Genomic DNA, 23,643 nt, shown 5'->3' with positions numbered 1-23,643 from the left:
TTTTCGAGAAATAAAAATTCAACTTTCGATCGAGGCGATCTCGCATTAACTTCGTAACCGATTCGCGGCTGATTGCGTGGCTTGGGTTTTGCGGCGGATTTTTATGTGGATTTACAAAGTCGATTTATTGATTGTTATTCTTTGAGGTTGATGGTTGGCTGTAAATTTTGGGATCGATATTGGATTTAAATATCGATTGAATGAGGTGTGGTTTCTTTAAAAAAGGATCGCTTCAATCGCAATGGTGATTAGTCTGTGCCAAGTCGATTGGGCGGCACGGGCTGATTGCGAATTTGATATTCGCATGGCGCAATCGGCATCGAAAGGTGGTCTGATAAAGGTGTCGCCTATTGTGACGGCGGTATCGGCCGCGCGATTGTCGATTGCCGATCGGCGTCGGACCGATTCGATTATTAACGCAGGGCGAGAGCGGTAATTTGAAAGCGGTGGATGAAATTTCTAAGGCCGGACCGCGATGAAAGCGAGTTTTCGGCGATACTCGGATGGGAAAAAGCCATGCGCGACGAAATGCAAACGCTTTGGTGTTGGGCGCATCGGCGTTGTGTCGAAGCGGGCCGAAACACGGACGCCGCTGCCAGGCTGAAATCGTCGCGCCGGTTGATCGGAATGGATTGGTTTGCTGGCGCACGCGGTTTGCCAGGCGCTTTGACGAGGCGGCTCGAGCGGCCGCGCGAATAAGGCGAATGAGAAGAGGGCCGCACACGTCGGCGCGATCGCGGCCCGCGTACTGAACAACGCATCGCAAGCGCCGGTGCCATAAGCCGGGCGTCGCGCTGCGAACGCACGATTTGATCTGGTTTGCGGTTGGCGGCGTGCCCGCGTATGCGAGCGCGCAGATTGGCCATGGTTTCAGCAGGAATGCGGGGAAGTGTCGAGTTGCGGGGCGCAAACAAAAAAGCCCCATACTGAGTCGGACCAGTTGGGGCGGCTTTGGGTGCGCGAAGGCCGGTTGGCGGCGCTGCAGATGACGAGGTCGTTTGGAGGACGACTTAACGTGATGTGCTGAGAGTGTTGCGTTGTGCTTGGTTGGTGCCCAGGGCCGGAATCGAACCGGCACGCCTTGCGGCGGGGGATTTTGAGTCCCCTGCGTCTACCAATTTCACCACCTGGGCAAACCGCACTGATCCGCTCGCCGCCAACATGGCTCACCAATTTGAACCGTTAGCGCCCAGCGAAACGAGGATTATCACTGAAATCCCTCAGCCGGGCAAGTGCCGCGATAATCGTTGCCCGTCACAGCTCGTAGCTCTCGGCTACGCCCTTGAGCGCGGTTTCGACGAGCTTGCGATTGAGCGTCGGCGACAGCAGCTCGACGAGCGTGTACACGTAGCCGCGCAGATACGCCCCCTGCTTGAGCGCGACGCGCGTGATGTTGCTGCCGAACAAATGCCCGACCGGAATCGCGCGTAGGTTGCGGTCGCGCTCGGCGTTGAACGCGATGTCGGCCATGATCCCGACGCCAAGCCCAAGCTCGACGTAGGTTTTGATCACGTCCGCGTCGATCGCCTCGAGCACGATGTCGGGCGACAGCCCGCGCAGCGCGAACGCCTGGTTGATCTTCTTGCGGCCGGCAAACGCATCGTCGTATGTGATGAGCGGGTATTGCGCCAGATCGTCGAGCGACGGCTGCTTGCGTTCGAGTAGCGGATGATCGGCCGGGACGACGGCCGCGTGGTGCCACTGGAAGCACGGCAGCGACACGAGTTCCTTGTAGTCGGCGATAGCCTCGGTCGCGATGGCCAGATCGGCCTGATCGTGGATCACCATTTCGGCAACCTGAGTCGGGCTGCCTTGCAGGATCGACAGATGCACCTTCGGAAAGCGTTTCTTGAACTCGGCGATTGCGGCGGGCAGCGAGTAGCGGGCCTGCGTATGCGTGGCCGCGATCGTCAGGTTGCCCTGATCCTGCGCCGCATAGTCTTTTCCGACCCTTTTGAGGCTTTCCACTTCCTGCAAAATCCGCTCGACCGACGCGAGAATGATGCGCCCCGGCTCGGTCAGCGAGCGCACGCGCTTGCCGTGGCGCGTGAAGATTTCGACGCCAAGTTCGTCTTCCAGCTCGATGATGGCTTTCGAGACCCCTGGCTGGGACGTGTACAGCGCCTTCGCCGCTTCCGTGAGATTGAAATTCTGACGCACGGCCTCGCGCACGAAGCGGAATTGGTGCAGGTTCATTTATAACCCCTGTGCATATCGACAGAATTTTTTAGTCGTTTGAAATATAAAGAGAGTTTATTACGATTTGCCCGTGTTTTTCAAATATCGATATCTGTAATCGTCATTAGCAAAGCAGCGGCCGGGCGGATGGCCGCTCCGGCGGGCGGTGCAGATTCGGCGCGCGGCGTGGCTAGGACGTCGCGCGATCACGTTGAGCAACCCTGGGGTCCCCGAATGTATCAGTACGACCAGTACGATCAGACGATCGTCGACGAGCGTGTCGCGCAGTACCGCGACCAGGTCCGCCGCCGCTTGTCCGGCGAATTGAGCGAAGACGAGTTCCGCCCGCTGCGGCTGCAGAACGGCCTGTACATGCAGCGCCACGCGTACATGCACCGGATCGCGATTCCGTACGGCAATCTGCGCAGCGACCAGTTGCGCATGCTCGCGCGCATCGCACGCGAGCACGACCGCGGCTACGGGCACTTTTCGACGCGCTCGAACATCCAGTACAACTGGATCAAGCTGGAAGAGACGCCCGAGATTCTCGCGAAGCTTGCGTCCGTGCAGATGCACGGCATCCAGACATCGGGTAACTGCATCCGCAACATCACCGCCGACCAATTCGCGGGCGTCGCGCAGGACGAGGAAGTCGATCCGCGTCCGTGGGCCGAGATTCTGCGCCAATGGTCGACGTTCCATCCCGAATTCGCGTGGCTGCCGCGCAAGTTCAAGATCGCCGTGTCGGGCGCGAAGGTCGATCGTGCCGCCGTGCAGATCCATGATCTCGGCGTCTATCTGAAGAAGAATGAGCGCGGCGAAGTGGTCGCGAGCATTCTCGCGGGCGGCGGGCTCGGCCGCACGCCGATCGTCGGCGCGCTCATCCGCGAGAACCTGCCGTGGCAGCATCTGCTGACTTATTGCGAAGCGGTGCTGCGCGTCTACAACCGCTATGGCCGCCGCGACAATCTGTACAAGGCGCGGATCAAGATTCTCGTGAAGGCGCTGTCGCCGGCGAAGTTCGCGCAGCAGGTCGAAGAGGAATGGCAGCACCTGAAGGACGGCCCGTCGACGCTCACGCAGGCGGAAGTCGATCGCGTGTCGCAATACTTCCAGCCGCCCGTCTACGAGAAGCTGCCGGACACCGACGCGTCGTTCGAGCAGCATCTGCTGGAGAACAAGGCATTCGCGCGCTGGGTCGAGCGCAACGTGGCGCCGCACAAGGTGCCGGGCTACGCGGCCGTCACGCTGTCGCTGAAAAAGCATGGCGTCGCGCCGGGCGATGCGACCGACGCGCAGATGGAGCAGGTCGCCGACTGGGCCGACGCGTATTCGTTCGGCGAGCTGCGCGTGTCGCACGAGCAGAACCTGATTCTCGCGAACGTGAAGAAGCGCGATCTGTTCGAGCTGTGGGAAAAGGCGAAGGCGGTCGGCTTCGCGACGCCGAACATCGGCCTGCTGACCGACATCATCGCGTGCCCCGGCGGCGATTTTTGCTCGCTCGCAAACGCGAAGTCGATTCCGATCGCCACCGCGATCCAGGCGCGCTTCGACGATCTCGACTACGTGTACGACCTGGGCGATCTGTCGCTGAACATCTCGGGCTGCATGAATTCGTGCGGCCATCACCATGTCGGCAACATCGGCATCCTCGGTGTCGACAAGGACGGCGCCGAGTGGTACCAGGTGTCGCTCGGCGGCGAGCAGAGCACCGGCGCGAACGGCGCGCGGCTCGGCCGCGTGATCGGCCCGTCGTTCTCCGCGCATGAGGTGCCGGACGTGATCGCGAAGCTGATCGACACTTACGTCGATGCGCGCATCGAAGGCGAGCGCTTCATCGACACCTATGAGCGCATCGGCATCGCGCCGTTCAAGGAGCGCGTCTATGCGGCGCGCCAGACCGCGCACGCGTAATTCAAGCGGAGAAGGAATCAGCAGATGGCTTTGATTATCAAGAATCGCGCGGTGATCGACGACGCATGGCAGGTCGTGAGGGCGTCCGAGGACGGCGCGCTGCCCGAAGCCGGCGCACTGCCGGCCGGCAACGTGCTCGTGCCGCTCGCGCTGTGGCAGGCTTCGCGCGACGCGCTCGCCGCCGCGAAGCGCCGCGACGAACTCGGCGTATGGCTCGCGCCGGATAGCGAACCCGCGGATCTGATCGCCGATTTCGAACGGATTGCGTTGATCGGCGTCGACTTCCCGCGCTTTGCCGACGGCCGCGGTTACAGCATCGCGCGCCTGCTGCGCGAGCGATATGGGTGGAAGGGCGAGTTGCGCGCGATCGGCGACGTGCTGCGCGATCAACTGTATTACATGGAGCGTTGCGGCTTCGATGCGTTCGCGGTGCGCGCCGACAAGGACATTCACGACGCGCTGAACGCGTTTGGCGAATTCACGCAGCGTTATCAGGGCGCGGTCGACAATCCGTCGCCGTTGTTTCGCCGGCGCGCGGGCGCGGCCGACGCGAAGGTGAGCGCATGAGCGCCGCCGCTGCCAACGCGCTGTCGCCCGAGCTGGTCGCGAAGATCGCGCAGCTTGACGCGCTGCTCGCGCAGATCGCCGCGCGCCATGCGAAAGTGAAGTTCGCGAGCAGCCTCGCGGCGGAAGATATGCTCGTCACGCACGCGATTCTGTCCAAGGGCGTGCCGATCGGCATTTTTTCGTTGAACACGGGCCGCCTGCATGCGCAGACGCTCGACATGATCGAGCGCGTGCGCGAGCGTTACGGCTACGAGATCGAGCAGTTCCATCCGCGGCAGGATGCGGTGGACGCGTATGTCGCCGAGCACGGGCTCAATGCGTTTTACGACAGCGTCGAATTGCGCAAGCGCTGCTGTCATATCCGCAAGGTCGAGCCGCTCGATCGCGCGCTCGCGCACGTCGACGCATGGGTGACCGGGCAGCGTCGCGAGCAGTCGGTCACGCGCGCGGAGCTGCACGTCGAGGAGCGCGATGCCGCGCGCGGCATCGCGAAATACAATCCGCTGGCCGATTGGACGCAAGCCGACGTCTGGGCGTATCTGAGCGCATTCGACGTACCCGTCAATCCGCTGCACGCGCGCGGCTATCCGAGCATCGGCTGCGAGCCGTGCACGCGCGCGATCCGCCCCGGCGAGGACAGCCGCGCCGGGCGCTGGTGGTGGGAGTCGCGCGACTCCAAGGAATGCGGGCTGCACATTGCGATCACGCCGTTGCCGGCCGATACGCCGTCCGCGCCGTGATCGCCGATAACAAGACTGTCTATGGTGCCGCCCGGGGGCCGGGCGGCACGAACCCAGAAGAAGGATCGAAACCATGAGCACGACGCTCGAACAATCCGCGTTTGCACCGTCCGCCGGCACGGCGTCCGGCCGGATGGGCCATCTCGACTGGCTCGAAGCCGAGTCGATCCACATCCTGCGCGAGCTGGTCGCCGAGTGCAGCAAGCCCGCGCTGTTGTTCTCGGGCGGCAAGGATTCGGTCGTCGTGCTGCATCTCGCGCTCAAGGCGTTCGGGCTCGGCGCGAATCGCAAGACGGCGCTGCCGTTCCCGCTCGTGCATATCGACACCGGTCATAACTACGACGAGGTGATCGATTTCCGCGACCGCCGCGTGAGCGAGATCGGCGCGGAGCTGATCGTCGGGCACGTCGAGGATTCGATCAAGCGCGGCACTGTTGTACTGCGCCGCGAGACCGATTCGCGCAACGCCGCGCAAGCGGTCACGCTGCTCGAGACGATCGAGCAGCACGGCTTCACCGCGATGATCGGCGGCGCGCGCCGCGACGAGGAAAAAGCGCGCGCGAAGGAGCGCATCTTCTCGTTTCGCGACGAGTTCGGCCAGTGGGACCCGAAATCGCAGCGCCCGGAACTGTGGAGCCTCTACAACGCGCGTTTGCATCGTGGTGAGCATCTGCGCGTGTTCCCGATCTCGAACTGGACCGAACTCGACGTGTGGCAATACATCGCGCGCGAGCAGCTCGAATTGCCGTCGATCTATTACGCGCACCGCCGCGAGATCGTGCGCCGCAACGGCCTGCTCGTGCCCGTGACGCCGCTCACGCCGATGCGCGATGGCGAAACCAGCGAGCACGCGCTGGTGCGCTTTCGCACGGTCGGCGATATCTCGTGCACGTGCCCGGTCGAGAGCGACGCGGACGATATCGAGAAGATCATCGCCGAGACGGCGGTGACCGAGATCACCGAGCGCGGCGCGACGCGGATGGACGACCAGACCTCCGAGGCCGCGATGGAGCAGCGCAAGAAGCAAGGTTATTTCTGACGCACCGCAGAACGAGGACACGAGCAACATGAGCACCATCGACACCAACGAAGACCTCGGCGTGCTGCGCTTCATCACCGCGGGCAGCGTCGACGACGGCAAGAGCACGCTGATCGGCCGCCTGCTGTACGACAGCAAGGCGGTGCTGTCGGACCAACTGTCCGCGCTGTCGCGCGCGAAGAACAAGCGCACGGTCGGCGACGAGCTCGACCTCGCGCTGTTGACCGACGGGCTGGAAGCCGAGCGCGAGCAGGGCATCACGATCGACGTCGCATACCGCTATTTCGCGACCGCGAAGCGCAAGTTCATCATCGCCGACACGCCGGGCCACGAGCAGTACACGCGCAACATGGTGACGGGCGCGTCGACCGCGCATGCGGCGATCATCCTGATCGACGCGACGCGCGTGACGCTCGAGAACGGCGTGGCGCAACTGCTGCCGCAAACCAAGCGCCACAGCGCGATCGTCAAGCTGCTCGCGCTGCAGCACGTGATCGTCGCGATCAACAAGATGGATCTCGTCGACTACAGCGAGGCGCGCTTCAACGAGATCCGCGACGCATACGTGAAGCTCGCGCAGCAACTGGGGCTTGCCGACGTGCGCTTCGTGCCGGTGTCGGCGCTCAAGGGCGACAACATCGTCGCGCCGAGCGAGCGCATGCCGTGGTATGCGGGCGAGCCGCTGCTCGACGTGCTCGAGGCGCTGCCCGTCGAGACGCAGGCGGGCGACGCGCTGCGCTTTCCGGTGCAATGGGTCGCGCGCCAGGACGGCAGTTCGGCCGACGATTTCCGCGGCTACATGGGCCGCATCGAGGCGGGCGCAGTGAAGGTCGGCGACGAGATTGCCGTGCTGCCGTCGAACCGCGTCGCGACGGTCGCCGAGATCATCGCGCCGGTGCCGGGCGGCACCGCGGCCGTCGAGCGCGCGTTTGCAGGGCAAACCGTGACGATCCGGCTTGCCGAGGATGTCGACGTGTCGCGCGGCGATACGTTCGTGGCGAGCGCGCAGCCCGTCGAGCCGGCCAAGAAGCTCGAAGCGGACCTGTGCTGGTTCGACGAGACGCCGCTGTCGCCGCAGCGCAAGTATCTGCTCAAGCAGACCACGAACACGGTGTTCACGAAGATCGGCGCGGTTCAGCAGGTGCTCGACGTGCATACGCTGTCGCATGCGACCGACCGCCACGAGCTGAAGATGAACGACATCGGCCGCGTCGCGCTGACGCTGCAAAAGCCGATCGTCTGCGACACTTATGACGCGCATCCGGGCACGGGCGCGTTCGTGCTGATCGACGAGGCCACCCACCATACGGTCGCAGCGGGTATGATTCGGGCGTTTTCCGCGTGACGGATCGCGCCGCACCCGCGGCGCGAGTGCGCGAGAAGAGGATCGACGCATATGGGCAAGGTGTATCTGATCGGCGCGGGGCCGGGCGCGGCGGACCTGATCACGGTGCGCGGCGCGCGCCTGCTCGCGAGCGCGGACATCGTGCTGCACGACGCGCTCGTCGAGCCGCAGATGCTCGAGCACGCGCCGCGTGCGCGCAAGATCGCGGTCGGCAAGCGCTGCGGGCAGCGCTCGAGTGCGCAGCATTTCATCAACAAGCAGCTCGTCGACGCGGCGCGCGAGCACGCGCTCGTCGTGCGCCTGAAGGGCGGCGATCCGATGCTGTTCGGCCGGGCGGACGAGGAGATGCGCGCGCTCGAGGCGGCCGGGATCGACTACGAGATCGTCCCCGGCATTACCGCCGCGCTTGCGGGCGCCGCCGCGCTCAAGCGTTCGCTGACGCTGCGCGGCGTCGCGCGCAGCGTCGCATTCGCCACGCACAGCCGCGCGCCGGGCAGCGACGAGATTCGCGAGCAGGTCAGCGCGGATTCGCTCGTTTATTACATGGGCCGCGACAGCGCGCCCGGCATCGCGCAACGGTTGATCGACGCGGGCCGCGCCGGTTCGACGCCGGTGGCGATCGTCGAGGCGTGCAGCACGCCGCGCGAGCGCACGCTCACGCTGACGCTCGCGGAGATGGCGGCGGGCGCGGCGTATGCGTGGCTCGATCCGCTCCAGCCGAGCTTGCTGATGATCGGCGACGCGTTCGCCGCCCGCGAGCGGGCGGACGGCGAAAAGCCGGCCGAAGGCAAGGCGGGGATGCGGGATGCGGCTTGATCCGGTGCCGTTGGCGGCCGGTTTGGGCTGACGCGTAGGGGCAGACGAAAACGCCGGCGACGAGCCGGCGATTTTTATTTCGGACGATCCGACGGCGCGTCGCCATGCAACGGTCCGCCGACGAATGCGGCGCGGGCCTGCTGCGGCGCGCGCGAGCACTCACCGCATCGGCTCGCCGCCTTGGCGCAGGCAATACTCGACGATCGCGTCGAGCACCGCATCGTCCTCGCCCACCGCCGTCGCGCAACGAATGTCGATCCCCGGATGCGCGAGGCGGCATGCTTCGACGAGCTGCGGCAGGTCGCGGCGCACGTGGCCGCCCTGGCCGAAGAAAACCGGTATCACGGTGATCACGTCGCACTGCGCGGCGAGTGCGGCCGCAGCCGTCGCAAGCGACGGCTCCATCAGTTCGAGAAACGCGAGCGCGACGGGCGCATGCGCGCCGCGCGCCGCGCGCAGCTTCGCAGCCAGCCGCTCGAACGGCTCGGCCCAGCGTGCATCGCGCGCGCCGTGGCCGAACAGAATGATGCCGGATCGACGATTCATCGCCCGCTCCTTCGAGAACGGCACGCCTGGCGCGCTCAGTGCCGGTCGACCCACTTCAGCGCCAGCAGGCCGAGCGCCAGATAGAGGCAGCCGGGCAGCGCCGCCGTCAGCGGCGCGGGCCACGTGTTCAGCGTGCCGATATGCGAGAACAGCGTGTTGAAAAGCTGGAAGCTCATCCCGAGCATGATTCCGCCGAACACCTTCACGCCGACGACGCCCGCGCGCGTATGCAGATACGCGAACGGCAGCGACAGCACGAGCATCACGAACACCGCGAACGGATACAGCAGCTTGCGCCATAGCGCGATGTCATAGCGCTGCGTATCCTGCTGGTTCTCCTTCAAATGCTGGATGTAGCGGAACAGGTTGAACAGCGACATCCGCTCCGGCGATACGAGCAGCACCGACAGGATCTGCGGCGTCAGGTCCGAGCGCAGCGAGTATTGCGGCATCGTGACCTGCTGCGAGCGGTAGACCGGGTTCAGCGCGTCGGACGGCTGGTTGGGCTGGCCCGAGAGGTTCGTCAATTGCGTGTCGGTGACGTCGGTCAGCAGCCAGTGGCCGGGCGGCTGATAGCGGCCGCGTTTGGCGATCCGCACGTTTTGCAGATTGAATTTCGAATCGAACTCGTAGATCCGCACGTCGCTGATCGTCGAATCCGGCGACAGCGTGCCGACGTTGACGAAGCGCGTCACGGGTTCGCCCGTCTCGCGCGCGGTCAGCGTGTCCTTGACCCACACGCCCGATGCGAAGTTCGACGACACCGACGAGCCGAGCGCCTCGAGCCGCACGCGCTCCGACAACTGATCGGTGTAGGGGCCGACGAATTCGCCGATCAGGTAGGTCGCGACGACGATCGGCACGCCGATCTTCAGCAGCGAACGCAGCGCCTGGTTGGTCGCGAGGCCGGAGACGCGGAAGATCGTGAACTCCGAGTTCGCGGCCATCTGCGCGAACACGTAGATCGAGCTGATCAGTATGGCCACCGGGATGATCTCGTAAAAGCGCGACGGCGTTTGCAGCGCGACGCGCAGCACCGCATAGCCGAACTTGTAGTTGCCGTGGCCGACCGAGTTCAACTCGCTGATCAGGTCGAAGAAGAAGAACAGGCCGGAGAACGCGAACAGCACGAAGGCAAACGTCACGTAGATCTGGCGCGCGAAGTATTTTTCGTAAAGCCGCATCGTTTACGCTCCTTGCGAGCGGCCGGGCGCGGCGCGCGAAAACAGCGGCCGGTTGCGCACGCGCAGCCAGAACAGGAATGCGACGATCGCGGCAATCAGCAAATGCAAGCCGATCAGGCCGACGCCGAACGGGATCTTGCCCCGTTCCATTTGCGACTGGACGACGTTCAGCAGGTTCGAGTAAGTCAGGTAGATCAGCACGGCCATCACGAGGTTCACGGTCCGGCCGCGGCGCGGGTTCTGATACGACAGAGGAATCGCGAGCACCATCAGGTTGATCGCGATCAGCGGCAGTCCCGCGCGCCACGCGAATTCGGCAAGGTTCTGATTGGTCGGATTGCGCAGCAGGTCGATCGTCGGCGTGCCTGTCGTGGTCGGCTGGCTGACCACCTGCTTGCTCTGGATTTTTACGCCGTAGCGCTCGAATTCCATGATCTTGAAATTCGGCTGGCCCGGCACGCCGTCGTAGCGGCGGCCGTTATCGAGCACGATGAAGCGATCGCCGTTCTTCATCGTCTCGGTGTGGCCCGTCTGCGATACGACGACGTTCACCTTGCCCTGTTCGGTGGTCGTGACGAACACGTTTTGCACCTTGCTCTGGTCGGGCGACATTTTCTCGATGAAGAACACGCGGTTGTTCGCGGCGGATTCGCGGAACTGGCCGGGCGCGAGCAACGACACCTCGTCGCGCTGCTGAAAGCGCGCGCGGATCAGCTTGCTTTGCTGGTTCGACCACGGCCAGCCGACGAACGCGAAAAACGCGATCAGGATCACGATCGGCGTCGCGAACACGCCGATCGGCTTGATGAGGCGGGTGAGGCTCACGCCGGAGGCGAGCCAGACGACCATTTCGGAATCCTTGTACCAGCGCGTGAGCACGAACAGGATCGACACGAACAGCGTGCCGACGAGGATCATCGCCAGGTAGCCGATCACGGTGAGGCCGATCAGCACGAGCACGTCCTTCGGGTTGACCTCGCCGGACGCGGCGTAACCGACGATGCGGATCATCATCGACGTCAGCATGATCGTGAGCAGCACCATGAAAACGGCGCCGGCGGTATACGCAAGCTCGCGCTGGAGGGAGCGTTCGAAGATCATTATTGATGCGAAGCAGGCAAAACTGCGGGGTGAGACTGCGGGGCGGGAACGAGCGCACGAGCGGGGGCGCTCACGCCGCGCAGGAAAAATAGCGGATAATTGCGGCTTTCATCCTTAGCCCAGATTTTACCCGAGGACAAGCGCGATGGACTTTAGCATAAAAGGCTGTGATTGGAGCAAAGGCGCGGCGAAGGGTTTCCTGACCGGGAAATCCGACTGTATCGTGCTGGGCGTGTTCGAAGCGCAAACCTTGTCCGGCGCGGCGCTCGATATCGACGAGGCGACCAAGGGCCTCGTGTCGCGTGTGATCAAGGCGGGGGACATGGACGGCAAGCTCGGCAAAACCTTGTTTTTGCACGAGGTTTCGGGCATCGGCGCGTCGCGCGTGCTGCTCGTCGGGCTGGGCAAGCAGGATGCTTTCAGCCAGAAAGCCTATCACGACGCGCTCAAGGCCGCGTGGCGCGCGCTGCTCGGCACGAAAATAGTCCAGGTCACGTTCACGCTCGCGCAGGCGCCGGTGCCCGATCGCGGCTCCGATTGGGGCGTGCGCGCGGCGATTCTCGCGCTGCGCAACGAAACGTATCAATTCACGCAGATGAAGAGCAAGCCGGAGACGCCCGCGCGCGCATTGAAGCGCGTCGTGTTCAGCGTCGATCCGGCCGACGAGAAGGCGGCGAAGCTCGCGGTGAAACAGGCGGGCGCGCTCGCGAACGGAATGGATCTCACGCGCGATCTCGGCAATCTGCCCGGCAACGTCTGCACGCCGGCCTATCTCGCGAGCGTCGCGAAGCAGCTCGCGAAGGATTGGGGGTTGAAGGCCGATGTGCTCGGTCTGAAGCAGATCCAGGCGCTCAAGATGGGCTCGTTTCTCGCGGTCGCGAAGGGCTCCGTCGAGCCGCCGCAGTTCATCGTGCTGCATTATCAGGGCGCGGCCGCGAAGGCGGCGCCCGTCGTGCTGGTCGGCAAGGGCATCACGTTCGACACGGGCGGCATTTCGCTCAAGCCCGGCGAGGCGATGGACGAGATGAAGTACGACATGTGCGGCGCGGGCGCCGTGCTCGGCACGATGCGCGCGGTTGCCGAGATGGGGCTGAAGCTCAACGTCGTGGCGATCGTGCCGACCTGCGAAAATATGCCGGCCGGCAATGCGACGAAGCCGGGCGACATCGTCACGAGCATGAAGGGGCTGACGATCGAGGTGCTGAACACCGATGCGGAAGGGCGCCTGATCCTCTGTGATGCGCTCACGTATGCGGAACGCTTCAAGCCGGCGGCCGTGATCGACGTCGCGACGCTGACCGGCGCGTGCGTGATTGCGCTGGGCCATCACAACACCGGCCTCTTCTCGAAGGACGACGCGCTCGCGGGCGAGTTGCTCGACGCGTCGCGCGAGGCGGCCGACCCGGCCTGGCGGATGCCGCTCGACGACGAGTACCAGGAGCAGCTGAAATCGAATTTCGCGGATCTCGCGAACATCGGCGGGCGGCCCGGCGGCAGCATCACGGCGGCGTGCTTTCTGTCGCGTTTCACCGACAGCTATCCGTGGGCGCACCTCGACATCGCGGGCACCGCATGGAAGAGCGGCGCGGCGAAGGGCGCGACGGGGCGTCCCGTGCCGCTGCTCGCACAGTTCCTGATCGATCGCGCCGGCGCGTGATGGCGTGGCGCTCGATGGCGAATCCGGCGGGGCGCGGCGCGCGATGACGCGGATCGATTTCCACACGAACGTCGGCGACCCGCTCGCCTACGCTTGCCGGCTGCTGCGCAAGGCGTATCAGGCGGGGCAGCCGGTCGTCGTGCGCGCTTCGCCCGCGCGGCTGCGCGCGCTCGACGAGCGGCTCTGGACGTTTTCTCCGCTCGACTTCATTCCGCACTGCGCAGTGGACAGCCCGCACGCGGCCGCCACGCCGATCGTGCTGACCGCGGATCTCGAGCGCGCGCCGCATCACGGCATCTTGCTGAATCTGGGCGACGATGTGCCCGCGCAGTTCGCGCGCTTCGAGCGTCTGCTCGAAGTGGTCGGCAATGCGCCCGACGAGCTGACGGCGGGGCGCGAGCGTTACCGTTTCTATCGGGATCGCGGCTACGCGCTCAACAATTACAAGCAGGGGGCGTGAGCCCGGACGGAGAACAGCGTGTCCGAAGCGAACGAAATCGATCCAGCCGGCGAAGCGCCGATTCCCGTTCTGAGCGACGTGCTCGTGCCGGGCAATCCGGCGCTCGCGCGGCCGCCCGCCGCTGGAGCGTCACGGCAGCCGCCTGCGGCGAGCGCCGATGCGCGGCGCATCGCCGAGCGGTTGCAGGACCGGTTGCACGCATATCTGGCGGGCGACGGGCGCGAACTCGTCGAAGCGCGTTGCCGCGACGCGCTGCAAGTCCATACTGCGCGGCTCGTCGGCCAGATCGCGGGCGAGGTTTCGCGTGTGCTCGAAACCGAGATCGCAGCGTGGGTGGCGCAAGAAATCGATGCGGCGCTGGCGCATCATCGGCAAGCGGATTCGGGCGGCGGCTCGCAAGGCTCGAAATAGCGCTGCGAACACGCTGCCTCGCATTCGGTGCGTTCACCGGCACGCGTAGCGGATGCTGGGCGCGGTTTCTTATTTGCGCGACAGAATCCAGTGCGCGAGCGTGCTCGCTTCGGCATTCGTCAATTGCGTGTTCGCGGGCATCGGCACGTTGCCCCAGACGCCGACGCTGCCTTTCACGATGGTTTGCGCGAGATAGCTGACGGCGTCGCCGCGCGCGGCGTACTTGTCGGCGATCGCGCGGAACGACGGGCCCATCAGCGTAGTGTCGGTCGCATGGCATGCCATGCAGTTCTTGCGTTGCGCGAGCGATAGTCCGTCGGCTGGCTGCGCATGCAAGCTTGCGCTCGCGGCCGTCAACGAAACGATCATCACGCGCAGGCACGCCGTGCGAATACGCACCGCGTACCAGGTCATTCGGTTCATGCTGGTCTCCGCCGGTGCGGTGCCCGGTTTGGCGTTGCGCGCATTATAAAAGCAAAGGGCGGCCGGACAGGTTGCGCCAGCCGGCGATCTTGTGGTTTTTTGTCGCTACGCGCACATACGCACACATACGCGCGCGGCGGCCGCGCCGGATCGCCACCCGTCGCGGCCGCCGCCGATGCCGGGCGTCAGCCGGTGACCGCGCCCTGGTTCGCGGGGCGGGCGAGCGCCGCGTACTTGGCGAGCACCCCGCGCGTGTAGCGCGGCGCAGGCTGCTTCCATGCGGCGCGGCGGCGCGCAAGCTCGGCGTCGTCGACGTTGAGCTGCAGCAGCAGCTTGTGCGCGTCGATCGTGATCGAGTCGCCTTCCTGCACCAGCGCGATCGTGCCGCCGACGAACGCCTCCGGCGCGACGTGGCCCACCACCATTCCCCACGTGCCGCCCGAGAAGCGGCCATCGGTGATGAGGCCGACCGATTCCCCCAGCCCCTTGCCGATGATCGCGGACGTCGGCGCGAGCATCTCGGGCATGCCGGGGCCGCCTTGCGGGCCGAGATAACGCAGCACGACCACGTCGCCCGCGTGGATCTTGTCGTCGAGGATCGCTTGCAATGCGCTTTGCTCGTCGTCGAACACGCGCGCCGGGCCGGTGATGACCGGGTTCTTCAGGCCGGTGATCTTCGCGACCGCGCCGTTTTCCGCGAGATTGCCCTTCAGGATCGCGAGATGGCCTTCCTTGTACAGCGCCTGATCGATCGGGTAGATCACCTTCTGGTCGGCGCGTGGCGTGCTCGGCACGTCCTTCAGCTCGTCGGCGAGCGTGCGGCCGGTGATCGTCATGCAATCGCCGTGCAGGAGGCCCGCGTCGAGCAGGATCTTCATCACCTGCGGGATGCCCCCCGCCGCGTGCAGATCGGTCGCGACATATTGGCCCGACGGCTTCAGGTCGCAAATCACCGGCACGCGCTTGCGAATCCGTTCGAAATCGTCGATCGACCAGTCGATCTCGGCCGCGTGCGCGATCGCAAGGTAATGCAGCACCGCGTTCGTCGAGCCGCCCGTGGCCATGATGACCGACACCGCATTCTCGATCGATTGTTTCGTGATGATGTCGCGCGGCTTCAGGTCGCGCTTCACGGCTTCGACGAGCACGCGTGCCGATTCGGCCGCCGAGTCGACCTTCTCCTGATCCGGGTTGGCCATCGTCGACGAATACAGCAGCGACATGCCGAGCGCCTCGAACGACGAACTCATCGTGTTCGCGGTGTACATGCCGCCGCACGAGCCCGTGGTCGGGCACGCGTTTTTTTCGACCCCTTCGAAATCCTCCTGCGTCATCCGCCCGGCCGTGAATTCGCCGACCGCCTCGAACGATGACACGATCGTCAGATCGCGGCCCTTCCAGCGGCCGGGGCGGATCGTGCCGCCGTACACGTAGATGCCCGGCACGTTCAGGCGCGCGAGCGCGATCATTCCGCCCGGCATGTTCTTGTCGCAGCCGCCGACGACCACCACGCCGTCCATCCATTGGCCCTGCACGCAGGTTTCGATGCAGTCGGCGATCACTTCGCGCGATACGAGCGAATACTTCATCCCTTCGGTGCCCATCGACATGCCGTCCGAAATGGTCGGCGTGCCGAAAATCTGCGGATTCGCGCCGGCGTGCTTGACGGCCTCGACGGCCGCATCCGACAGGCGCTGCAGGCCCGCGTTGCACGGCGTGATCGTCGAGTGGCCGTTGGCGATGCCGATCATCGGTTTGTCGAAATCTTCCGGCTGGTAGCCGAGCGCGTAATACATCGAGCGATTCGGCGAGCGGGCCACGCCCTGCGTGATGTTCTTCGAGCGGCGGTTGTACGACATGGGGACTCCATCCATCGGCTGATTGATTGCGGGGCGGCGCGCTGCATGGGCGCAGGCCGGCTCAGGTGGGCAAGAATGCAGTTTCCGTTCAAGAATGTCCAATATATTATTCGTCGTCTATTAGGTCGAAAGACATATCAGTGACGAGTCGAACGAGGAGCCCGATGTGACCCCGGATCTGCGCCAGTGGCGCTATTTCTTGACCGTGGCCGACGAGCGGCATTTCGGGCGGGCCGCGGCGCGGCTGGCGATGACGCAGCCGCCGCTGTCGCAGGCGATTCGCGCGCTCGAGGACGCGCTCGGCGTCGCGCTGTTCGCGCGCACGAAGCGCTCGGTCGAGCTGACCGCGGTGGGTGCCGCGCTGCTGCCCGACGTGCGGCGGCTGCTTGCCGCCGCCGACGCACTGCCGCCGCTCGCGCAGCGCCTGGCGCGCGGCGAATCGGGCTCGCTTGCGCTCGCGTTCGTATCGACGGCCGATTACGGGCTGCTGCCGCGGCTGTTGCGCGAGTTCGGCGCGCGCCATCCGCACGTGCGCCTGCAGTTGACCGAGGCGACGAGCGACGTGCAACTCGACGAACTGGCGGCCGGCCGCATCGACGCGGGGCTCGTGATTGCGCCCGTGCCGCCGCGTCACGCGGCGTCGCTGTCGTATCTGCCGGTGCTGCGCGAGCCGCTCGTCGTCGCGATGTCGGCCGATGCGGCCGCTGCGCTTGCCGTGCGAGGCGTCGCCGCTGACGCGCCGGTGCGGATCGCGGACATCGCGTCGTTGCCGCTCGTGATCTTTCCCCGCCGTCTGGCGCCCGGCTTTTATGACATCATTACGGGCTGCTACGGCGCGGCGGGCGTTGCACCCCGCATCGGCCAGGAAGCGATCCAGATGCAGACGATCGTGAGCCTCGTGTCCGCGGGTTTGGGCGTCGCGCTCGTGCCGCAATCGCTGCGCAACCTGCGGCGCATGGGCGTCGTCTACCGGCCGCTTGCCGATACGGCGGCGCCCGTCGTCGAGACGGGGCTCGTGTGGCGCACGGCCGACGTAAGCCCGGTGCTCTCGGGCTTCATCGACATCGTGCGCGCCCATGCGTGCGGCGCGCACGCCGCGCCGGGCCAGAGCGCGCGGCCGTGAACGTTCGCGCGGCGCGTCCGTCGAAACGCGTTTCGCGGCGCGAGCGCCGCTTCGATTCAAACCTTCAACGCTAATCCATGATCATTCATCCGAATTTCGATCCCGTCGCGATCCACATCGGCCCGCTCGCCGTGCGCTGGTATGGGCTCATGTATCTCGTCGGCTTCATCGCGGCGATCGTCATCGGCCGTGTGCGGCTGAAGCTGCCGCACGTCGCCGCGCAAGGCTGGAGCGCGAAGGACATCGACGACATGATGTTCTACGGCGTGCTAGGCGTCGTGCTGGGCGGCCGGCTCGGCTACGTGCTGTTCTACAAGGCGGGCTTCTACCTGTCGCACCCGCTCGATATCTTCAAGGTGTGGGAAGGGGGCATGTCGTTTCACGGCGGCTTTCTCGGCGTGACGCTCGCGATGGCGCTGTTCGCGTGGCAGCGCAAGCGCCACTGGCTGCAGGTGACCGATTTCGTCGCGCCGATGGTGCCGACGGGCCTCGCGACCGGGCGGCTCGGCAACTTCATCAACGGCGAGCTGTGGGGGCGCGTGACCAGCCCCGACGCGCCATGGGCGATGCTGTTTCCGGGCGCGGCGCGCGACGATGCCGCGTGGCTTGCCGCGCATCAGGATATCGCCGCGAAGTGGGATCTCAACGAGGTGTTCCTCGCGCACCAGATGCTGCCGCGCCATCCGTCGCAGCTTTATGAAATCGCGCTCGAAGGCATTGCGCTTTTTATCGTGCTGTGGTTTTTCTCGCGCAAGCCTCGGCCGATGGGCGCGGTGTCGGCGCTGTTCCTGATCGGCTACGGGCTCGCGCGTTTCACGGTCGAGTTCGCGCGCGAGCCGGACGACTTTCTTGGGCTGTTGACGTTTGGGCTGTCGATGGGGCAGTGGCTGTCGCTGCCGATGATCGTCGCCGGCGTGCTGATGATGGTTTGGGCATACCGGCGCGGCGGGGGGAAAGCGGCTTGAGCGGTTCGCGCATCGCGTTGCGTGGAGGCCGGACATCGATCGAATGAGAACGGCGTCGTGGGCAGGTCGGCTGGATGGATGCCGCGACCCGTGTGGCCGGCGCGGACGATGCGTGCCGGAGATTGGCATCGCGCGCAGCGCGACGCATGGCGCGATTGGGAGGCCTGCACGGTGGGTGCGCGCGGCACAGGGCTTGGCGTCGCGGGCAGGTCGGCGCGGCGCATTTCGCCATTCGGTGCGTGCCGCAACGGCGATGCGTGTGATGCAACAAACGGGCGCCACTCCCATTCGAGGCCGTTTGCGTATCCCGCATGCATGGGCCGAAGCAAAGCGAGTGCCATGCAACTCGGCGCGGCGCACATCAAAAACGCCGGCTCTCGCGGCCGGCGTTCTGTCTGGCGATTATCGTTATCGGCGGCGGGCGGCGCTGCAACACGCCGCTGCCGGCGATGACTTCGTCACTTCATCTGCACCGAGCCGTTCACGTTGACGGTCACGGTCGCCTTGCCGCCTTCGACCGCGATCGGCGCGGCGTCTGCTGCGGCGGGCGCGGCGGCCATCGCCATCATCCTCGGCTGGAACGGCTGCACGTTGCGGCCGCTGCCGACGTTCACGTCACGGATCGAATAGCTGCTATAGCCGAACGCCTTCGTCGCTTCCTCGGCGCGTGCGCGGAATGCCTTGATCGCTTCGGTCGTGAGTTTCTGCTCGGTCGCGCGCTGCGCGTCCGGCGACAGCGAGAACGACACGTTGCCGATCTGCATGATCGAACTTAGTTGGCCCGCGAGCTTCGACGCAGCGGAAAAATCGCGCGATTCGAGCACGACCTCGGTACGCCCGCGCCATGCCGAGATCTTGCCATCGCGATCGAAGCTCGGTGAGACCGAGAACTGGCCCGTATGCGCCGTCACGCCCGCGACGCTGCGCGCCTGCGCGAGCGCCGAATCCGCGCGCTTGTTGAGTTCGCTGGTCAGGTTGCCGGGATCTTTCGCTTGCTGTTCATAGAACAGCGTGATGTCGATGACGTCCTGCGGAACGTCGGCGCTTGCTTGCGCGGACAGCGACAGCACGCCCGACGGCGGCGGCATTACGCCGATGCTTTGCGCGCGTGCGGCGGACGGCGCAAGCGCGATGGCGATGGGCAATGCCGCTGCGAGGGCGACGGCGGCAGTCAGAGCGGATTTTTTCGTCATTATTGACTCCTTGAGCGAGAACACGCATGCATCGTTGGCATGCGGGGCGCGGATGTAAGCCGCGCTGAATGATCGAGCAACGGATACAAGCATAGTGGGCGTCGCATCCGTTGCGCGTCCGTTAGGCAGATGAAAGCGTCGCGAGGTTCCGGCTGCCGCGTGTGTATCTGACATTGTTTGACGGCAGATGCCGCATTACTTCATCAGCCGCTTCGTGATGAAGCGCCATTCGTCTGGCGTGACGGGCGTGATCGACAGCCGGTTGCCCTTCGCGAGCACGCGCATGCCGGCGAGCGCGTCATGTTCGCGCAATGTGCCAAGCGCAATGAGCGGCGTCTTCTTCACGAAGCGCACGTCGACGAGCACCCAGCGCGGCGCATCGGGCGCCGCCTTCGGATCGTGGTACGGACTTTGCGGGTCGAACTGCGTGGGATCGGGGTAAGGCGTCGAGCACACCTCGGCGAGCCCCGCGATGCCGGGCTCCGGGCAGCTCGAATGGTAGAACAGCACGCCGTCGCCGATCTGCATCGCGTCGCGCATGAAGTTGCGCGCCTGATAGTTGCGCACGCCGGTCCACGGCAACGTTTGTCCGGGTGCGGCGGCGAGATCGTCGATGCTCGCCTCGTCCGGTTCGGATTTCATCAGCCAATAGCGCATGGATCGGATCGAATCGACGCAATGAAAAGGCTGCGGATAAGGAAACGGCACCGGGACGAACCCGATGCCGTGGAATAGGCCCCCGCCTTGGCCGCTAGGCCGGCATCCTGAACCTGAGGTTCAGAATTGGTCGCAGTTAGCAGCACTTCGGGTACATCAGACAGAGTGACGCGCGCGCCCGTGCTACAAATTTCCGCAACCGTGCACATGGCATTGGTTCAAGGAATATATGACCTTGGCGAACCAGGCAGGGAAGCTGACTAAACGGTTCGAATCACTTTTGGGTTCGGCTGCTTGAGCGGGATAGACCAAGCATGGCTCGAACCGGGTGAAACGAATGGACTGCTTTAACTTACTGCAACTCGTGCTGTGTGAGCACTGCACCGAGCTGTTCATTCATTTGGCGCATTGTACGCCGGATTTCTTCCGCGGGGAACGCTTCGCCGTGTCGCACGCTTTGTTGCAGCCGCAGCAGCTCCGATGCGAGCGACAGCGCGGCCATCACCGCGATGCGGTCGGTGCCGCGCACCGAGCTGTTCGCGCGGATGTTGGACATTTCGGTATCGACGCGCGCGACCGCTTCGAGCAGCGCCGCTTCCGTTTCCGGCGAGCAGGCGAGCCGATACGTCTGGCCGAGAATCGAGACTTCGATCTGCTTCGTGCTCATGCATGTTCTCCGTGGCTCGCCGTGCCGTCGTCGCCTTCACGCGGGCTTTCGTCGTTCGCCTGCGCAGCAAGCAGATCAAGCTGGTTTTCCGTATCCGGCACGCTTTTCGTGCGCGGCAATTTTTCGAGGATCGCGTTGAGCTTGACTTGCGCGTCGTCGATTTTCGCCGACAGCGAATCGCGCTCCGCCGCGAGCGCATTGCGCTCGTCGCGCAACTGCGCGAGATCGGTGCGCAGTGTGTTCATTTCCGTTCGCAATTGTGCGACTTGCTCCTCGAGCGCGAGCCGTTCCGTTTGATAGCGCTGATTGAGCGCGATCAAACGGCCAATGTTTTGAGATAGGGTTTCGAGTTCGTTGAGCATCTGCTGCGTCCTCTAAAGACCCAGCATTTTAGCGCGGAATACCCGTTATTCCGATATCTGTAACGTTTCCAGACGTAACACCTGCGCTTCTTGCCGCGAACTATCGCAGGCGCATCGACGCCGGCGCATGCTTTCGCGTGCCGCCTCATGTGCGATGCGCGCGCGTCGCGCGCCGCCGTGTTTCTTGACGCACGGCCGGCCGCGCTCCTAAACTGGCGCCGCCTCGGTGCTCGCGCGTTTCACGCGCGGTTAAACGGGAAGCAGGGCGCGAAGTCCGCCAGGATCGAGCCAACCTGCGCTGCCCCCGCAACGGTAAGCGAAGCGCATCGCATTCGATGCAAGCCGTCCTCTTCGCGCACCGGCGGCTGGTCGTGACCGACCGGCCGCCGGTGCGCAGCAAGCCACTGCGCATCGCGCGGGAAGGCGAGGCGGCGATTTCGCAGCCCGGATACCGGCCGAGGCGGGGAGGCGGCTTGCGGCCGTCTTCGTGACGCGGCGCCCGCGGGGAAGCAGGCGCCGTAGCGCCACTGGATTTTTGTCTCGATGTCAACCTCATTCGTCCGCGCGGCGCTCGTCGCCTTGTCCGGATTGCCTTGCGCGTCGTTCGCGCAAACCGGCGCGGCGCCGTCGGCGCCTGCCGCCGGCGACGCCGGCACGCAACTCGAGCCGATCGTCGTCACCGCGCAGCGCGGTCCGCAGAAGCTTGCCGATACCATTCCTCAAACCACCCGCTTCGATGCGCAGGACATCGCCGACAGCGGCGCGACCGATCTGCCCGGCCTGCTCGCGCTCGCGCCGGGCGCGCAGATCGTGCGCAACGGCGGCCCGGGGGCGAGCGCGAGCCTCTTTCTGCGCGGTGCGCAGCCGACGCAGTCGCTCGTGCTGATCGACGGCGTGCGAGTCGATTCGGCGAGCCTCGGCCAGGCGCAGATCGGCCGGATTCCGCTCGATCAGATCGAGCGTGTCGAGGTCGTGAACGGCAACGTATCGTCGCTGTATGGGTCGGGCGCGATCGGCGGCGTCGTGCAGGTGTTCACGAAGCGCGGCGGCGATCATCCGCCGCGCTTCGATTTCTCCGCGGGCTACGGCAGCTATCACACGCAGACGCAGAACGCGGGCGTGTCGGGGCGGCTCGATCAGGACGGCAGCACGACGTTCAGCGTGTCGCTTGCGCGCGCGAAGACCGATGGTTTCTCGGCGATCGATCCCGCGAGCAAGCCGCAGGCGAATCCGAACGCGAACGGCAACTTGAGCGAGAGCGTGTCGGCGTCGCTCAAGCATCGGTTCGGCGGCGGCTGGGATGCGGGCGTCACGTACTTCGACACCGCCGGCCGCAACAGCTACGACAACGCATACGGCAAGCCCACCGATCTGAACGACCTGTACAGCCGGGTTCAGCAGATCTCGGCATTCGCGAACGGCAAAATCACCGGCTGGTGGACGACGCACGTCAACGTGTCGAGCGGCAAGGATCGCAACCAGTCGGCGTTGAACGGCGCGTACACCGATCACTTCAACACCGACAACCGTCAGTACACCTGGCAGAACGATTTCACGCTCGCGCGCGGCCACACGTTGCAGGCCGGCTACGAACGGCTCGATCAGTCGTTCGATTCGAACAGCTACGCGGCGCCCACGCGCCACGTGAATTCCGGCTGGCTCGGCTATACCGGCCGCCTGGGCGCGAGCCAGTTCCAGGCGAATCTGCGGCGCGACCAGTATTCCGATTTCGGCGGCGCGAACAGCTACTATTTCGGTTATGGATTGGACGTCACCGAGCACTGGAAGGTGACGGCGAGCTACTCGGACGCGTTTCGCGCGCCCAGCTTCAACGATCTGTACTTTCCCAACTCGGGTAACCTGTCGATTCAGCCCGAGCGCAGCCACTCGGTCGACGCGGCCGTGCAGTACGCATCGGAGGCGATCGGCGTGGTGCGCGTCACCGCGTTTCAGACCCGCTATACGAACTTGATCGACTACCGGCCGGGCGCGAGCGGGTTTTTCTATGTCGCGCAGAACGTCGGCCGCGCCAAGGTGCAGGGCGTCGAAGGCTCGTGGCAGGGGCGGATCGGCAAGACCGACTTGCGGATTGCGGCGACGGTGCAGAATCCGGTCGACGAAATCGCGCATCAGGATCTGAACCGGCGCGCGCGGCGCTTCGCGTCGTTCGCCGCGCATCGCACGATGGGCGGCTGGCGGGTCGGCGGCGAGTGGCTGGTCAGCGGGCCGCGCACCGATTACGGCAGCCGGCTCGGCGGCTATGGAATCGTGAATTTGTCCGCGCGCTACGACATCACGAAATCGTGGTACGTGAGCGCGCGCATCGACAATCTGCTCGATAAGGATTATGAGCTTGCGTATGCGTACAACACGCCGCGCCGCGGCGCCTATGTCACGCTCGGCTGGCAGCAGCGCTGACGTGGGCGGCACGCGGGA

22 protein-coding genes, 1 tRNA gene, 1 other RNA gene and 1 riboswitch are annotated in these 23,643 nt (G+C 65.1%); of the genes, 12 read left to right on the top strand and 12 right to left on the bottom strand.

The features are described from left to right. Positions 1 to 1,048 precede the first annotated feature (1,048 nt). Positions 1,049 to 1,133: transfer RNA gene (locus AQ611_RS14095), tRNA-Leu, on the bottom strand. Between the two features lie 121 nt (positions 1,134 to 1,254). After that, positions 1,255 to 2,196 (bottom strand): CysB family HTH-type transcriptional regulator, encoded by a 942-nt coding sequence (locus AQ611_RS14090; RefSeq protein WP_059520427.1) that lies wholly within the window; start codon positions 2,194 to 2,196, stop codon positions 1,255 to 1,257. A 216-nt stretch (positions 2,197 to 2,412) separates the two neighbouring features. Here AQ611_RS14090 and AQ611_RS14085 point away from each other — a divergent pair, with 216 nt between their 5' ends. The 6 genes from AQ611_RS14085 to cobA all read left to right on the top strand — a co-directional run bounded on the left by AQ611_RS14085 (position 2,413) and on the right by cobA (position 8,599). After that, the gene (locus AQ611_RS14085; protein WP_059520426.1) at positions 2,413 to 4,092 is read left to right on the top strand and encodes a nitrite/sulfite reductase; all 1,680 of its coding nucleotides are present in this window, start codon (positions 2,413 to 2,415) and stop codon (positions 4,090 to 4,092) included. 24 nt (positions 4,093 to 4,116) lie between these two features. Further along, positions 4,117 to 4,659 (top strand): DUF934 domain-containing protein, encoded by a 543-nt coding sequence (locus AQ611_RS14080; protein ID WP_059520425.1) that lies wholly within the window; start codon positions 4,117 to 4,119, stop codon positions 4,657 to 4,659. After that, positions 4,656 to 5,399 carry a phosphoadenylyl-sulfate reductase gene (locus AQ611_RS14075; RefSeq protein WP_059520424.1) on the top strand — a complete coding sequence of 248 codons (744 nt, stop codon included), beginning with the start codon at positions 4,656 to 4,658 and terminating at the stop codon, positions 5,397 to 5,399. The genes AQ611_RS14080 and AQ611_RS14075 overlap by 4 nt, the downstream gene beginning before the upstream one ends. Before the next feature lie 73 nt (positions 5,400 to 5,472). Beyond that, on the top strand, positions 5,473 to 6,438 hold the full coding sequence (gene cysD / locus AQ611_RS14070) for a sulfate adenylyltransferase subunit CysD (RefSeq protein ID WP_069234869.1): 966 nt from the start codon (positions 5,473 to 5,475) through the stop codon (positions 6,436 to 6,438). Between the two features lie 28 nt (positions 6,439 to 6,466). Next, positions 6,467 to 7,783 carry a sulfate adenylyltransferase subunit 1 gene (locus AQ611_RS14065; RefSeq protein ID WP_059520422.1) on the top strand — a complete coding sequence of 439 codons (1,317 nt, stop codon included), beginning with the start codon at positions 6,467 to 6,469 and terminating at the stop codon, positions 7,781 to 7,783. 51 nt (positions 7,784 to 7,834) lie between these two features. Beyond that, positions 7,835 to 8,599 (top strand): uroporphyrinogen-III C-methyltransferase, encoded by a 765-nt coding sequence (cobA, locus tag AQ611_RS14060; protein ID WP_059520421.1) that lies wholly within the window; start codon positions 7,835 to 7,837, stop codon positions 8,597 to 8,599. Between the two features lie 159 nt (positions 8,600 to 8,758). Here the strand turns inward: cobA and AQ611_RS14055 are convergent, their stop codons facing one another. Genes AQ611_RS14055 through lptF form a run of 3 tightly spaced genes read right to left on the bottom strand, consistent with a single transcriptional unit; the run spans position 8,759 to position 11,430 of the window. After that, positions 8,759 to 9,145: a sirohydrochlorin chelatase gene (locus tag AQ611_RS14055; protein WP_059520595.1), complete on the bottom strand. Its 387-nt coding sequence runs from the start codon at positions 9,143 to 9,145 to the stop codon at positions 8,759 to 8,761. A gap of 35 nt (positions 9,146 to 9,180) precedes the next feature. Beyond that, on the bottom strand, positions 9,181 to 10,329 hold the full coding sequence (gene lptG / locus AQ611_RS14050; protein ID WP_069234868.1) for an LPS export ABC transporter permease LptG: 1,149 nt from the start codon (positions 10,327 to 10,329) through the stop codon (positions 9,181 to 9,183). A 3-nt stretch (positions 10,330 to 10,332) separates the two neighbouring features. Then, entirely contained in the window at positions 10,333 to 11,430 is a 1,098-nt protein-coding gene (lptF, locus tag AQ611_RS14045; RefSeq protein ID WP_069234867.1) for an LPS export ABC transporter permease LptF, read from the bottom strand. Positions 11,431 to 11,575: 145 nt separating this feature from the next. On the opposite strand from lptF, the gene AQ611_RS14040 reads away from it, so the two are divergent. The 3 genes from AQ611_RS14040 to AQ611_RS14030 are packed head-to-tail and all read left to right on the top strand — an operon-like array spanning position 11,576 to position 13,958. Next, a complete protein-coding gene (locus AQ611_RS14040) occupies positions 11,576 to 13,087 on the top strand; it encodes a leucyl aminopeptidase (protein ID WP_069234866.1) in 1,512 nt (503 codons plus the stop codon). Positions 13,088 to 13,130: 43 nt separating this feature from the next. Beyond that, a complete protein-coding gene (locus tag AQ611_RS14035) occupies positions 13,131 to 13,547 on the top strand; it encodes a DNA polymerase III subunit chi (RefSeq protein WP_059520417.1) in 417 nt (138 codons plus the stop codon). A gap of 18 nt (positions 13,548 to 13,565) precedes the next feature. Beyond that, entirely contained in the window at positions 13,566 to 13,958 is a 393-nt protein-coding gene (locus AQ611_RS14030) for a DUF2486 family protein (protein ID WP_059520416.1), read from the top strand. Positions 13,959 to 14,027: 69 nt separating this feature from the next. Here AQ611_RS14030 and AQ611_RS14025 read toward each other — a convergent pair whose 3' ends face one another. Continuing rightward, on the bottom strand, positions 14,028 to 14,327 hold the full coding sequence (locus AQ611_RS14025; protein WP_069234865.1) for a c-type cytochrome: 300 nt from the start codon (positions 14,325 to 14,327) through the stop codon (positions 14,028 to 14,030). Positions 14,328 to 14,566: 239 nt separating this feature from the next. Then, complete coding sequence (ilvD, locus tag AQ611_RS14020; protein WP_069234864.1) at positions 14,567 to 16,240, bottom strand: dihydroxy-acid dehydratase; 1,674 nt, start codon at positions 16,238 to 16,240, stop codon at positions 14,567 to 14,569. A 166-nt stretch (positions 16,241 to 16,406) separates the two neighbouring features. Here ilvD and AQ611_RS14015 point away from each other — a divergent pair, with 166 nt between their 5' ends. Both AQ611_RS14015 and lgt read left to right on the top strand, forming a co-directional pair. Continuing rightward, positions 16,407 to 17,363 carry a LysR family transcriptional regulator gene (locus tag AQ611_RS14015; protein WP_069234863.1) on the top strand — a complete coding sequence of 319 codons (957 nt, stop codon included), beginning with the start codon at positions 16,407 to 16,409 and terminating at the stop codon, positions 17,361 to 17,363. Between the two features lie 77 nt (positions 17,364 to 17,440). Beyond that, on the top strand, positions 17,441 to 18,328 hold the full coding sequence (gene lgt, locus AQ611_RS14010) for a prolipoprotein diacylglyceryl transferase (RefSeq protein WP_059520412.1): 888 nt from the start codon (positions 17,441 to 17,443) through the stop codon (positions 18,326 to 18,328). A gap of 458 nt (positions 18,329 to 18,786) precedes the next feature. Here the strand turns inward: lgt and AQ611_RS14005 are convergent, their stop codons facing one another. From AQ611_RS14005 to AQ611_RS13985, 5 genes are all read right to left on the bottom strand, one after another. Beyond that, positions 18,787 to 19,521 (bottom strand): SIMPL domain-containing protein, encoded by a 735-nt coding sequence (locus AQ611_RS14005; protein WP_069234862.1) that lies wholly within the window; start codon positions 19,519 to 19,521, stop codon positions 18,787 to 18,789. A gap of 195 nt (positions 19,522 to 19,716) precedes the next feature. Next, complete coding sequence (locus tag AQ611_RS14000; RefSeq protein WP_059520410.1) at positions 19,717 to 20,178, bottom strand: EVE domain-containing protein; 462 nt, start codon at positions 20,176 to 20,178, stop codon at positions 19,717 to 19,719. A 75-nt stretch (positions 20,179 to 20,253) separates the two neighbouring features. Then, positions 20,254 to 20,435, bottom strand: a non-coding RNA gene (gene ssrS / locus AQ611_RS13995) — 6S RNA. 95 nt (positions 20,436 to 20,530) lie between these two features. Further along, entirely contained in the window at positions 20,531 to 20,845 is a 315-nt protein-coding gene (locus AQ611_RS13990; protein WP_059520409.1) for a cell division protein ZapA, read from the bottom strand. After that, the gene (locus AQ611_RS13985) at positions 20,842 to 21,207 is read right to left on the bottom strand and encodes a coiled-coil domain-containing protein (protein WP_059520408.1); all 366 of its coding nucleotides are present in this window, start codon (positions 21,205 to 21,207) and stop codon (positions 20,842 to 20,844) included. Before AQ611_RS13985 ends, AQ611_RS13990 begins: the two co-directional genes overlap by 4 nt. Before the next feature lie 207 nt (positions 21,208 to 21,414). Next, a riboswitch (cobalamin riboswitch) is annotated at positions 21,415 to 21,681 on the top strand. A 69-nt stretch (positions 21,682 to 21,750) separates the two neighbouring features. On the opposite strand from AQ611_RS13985, the gene AQ611_RS13980 reads away from it, so the two are divergent. After that, on the top strand, positions 21,751 to 23,625 hold the full coding sequence (locus AQ611_RS13980; RefSeq protein WP_069234861.1) for a TonB-dependent receptor plug domain-containing protein: 1,875 nt from the start codon (positions 21,751 to 21,753) through the stop codon (positions 23,623 to 23,625). The last annotated feature ends 18 nt before the right edge of the window (positions 23,626 to 23,643 follow it).

This window comes from Burkholderia singularis (assembly GCF_001718875.1).
Lineage (GTDB): Bacteria > Pseudomonadota > Gammaproteobacteria > Burkholderiales > Burkholderiaceae > Burkholderia > Burkholderia singularis.
The sequence above is the reverse complement of the archived record's forward strand: the minus strand, read 5'-3'. Positions and strand labels throughout refer to the sequence as shown.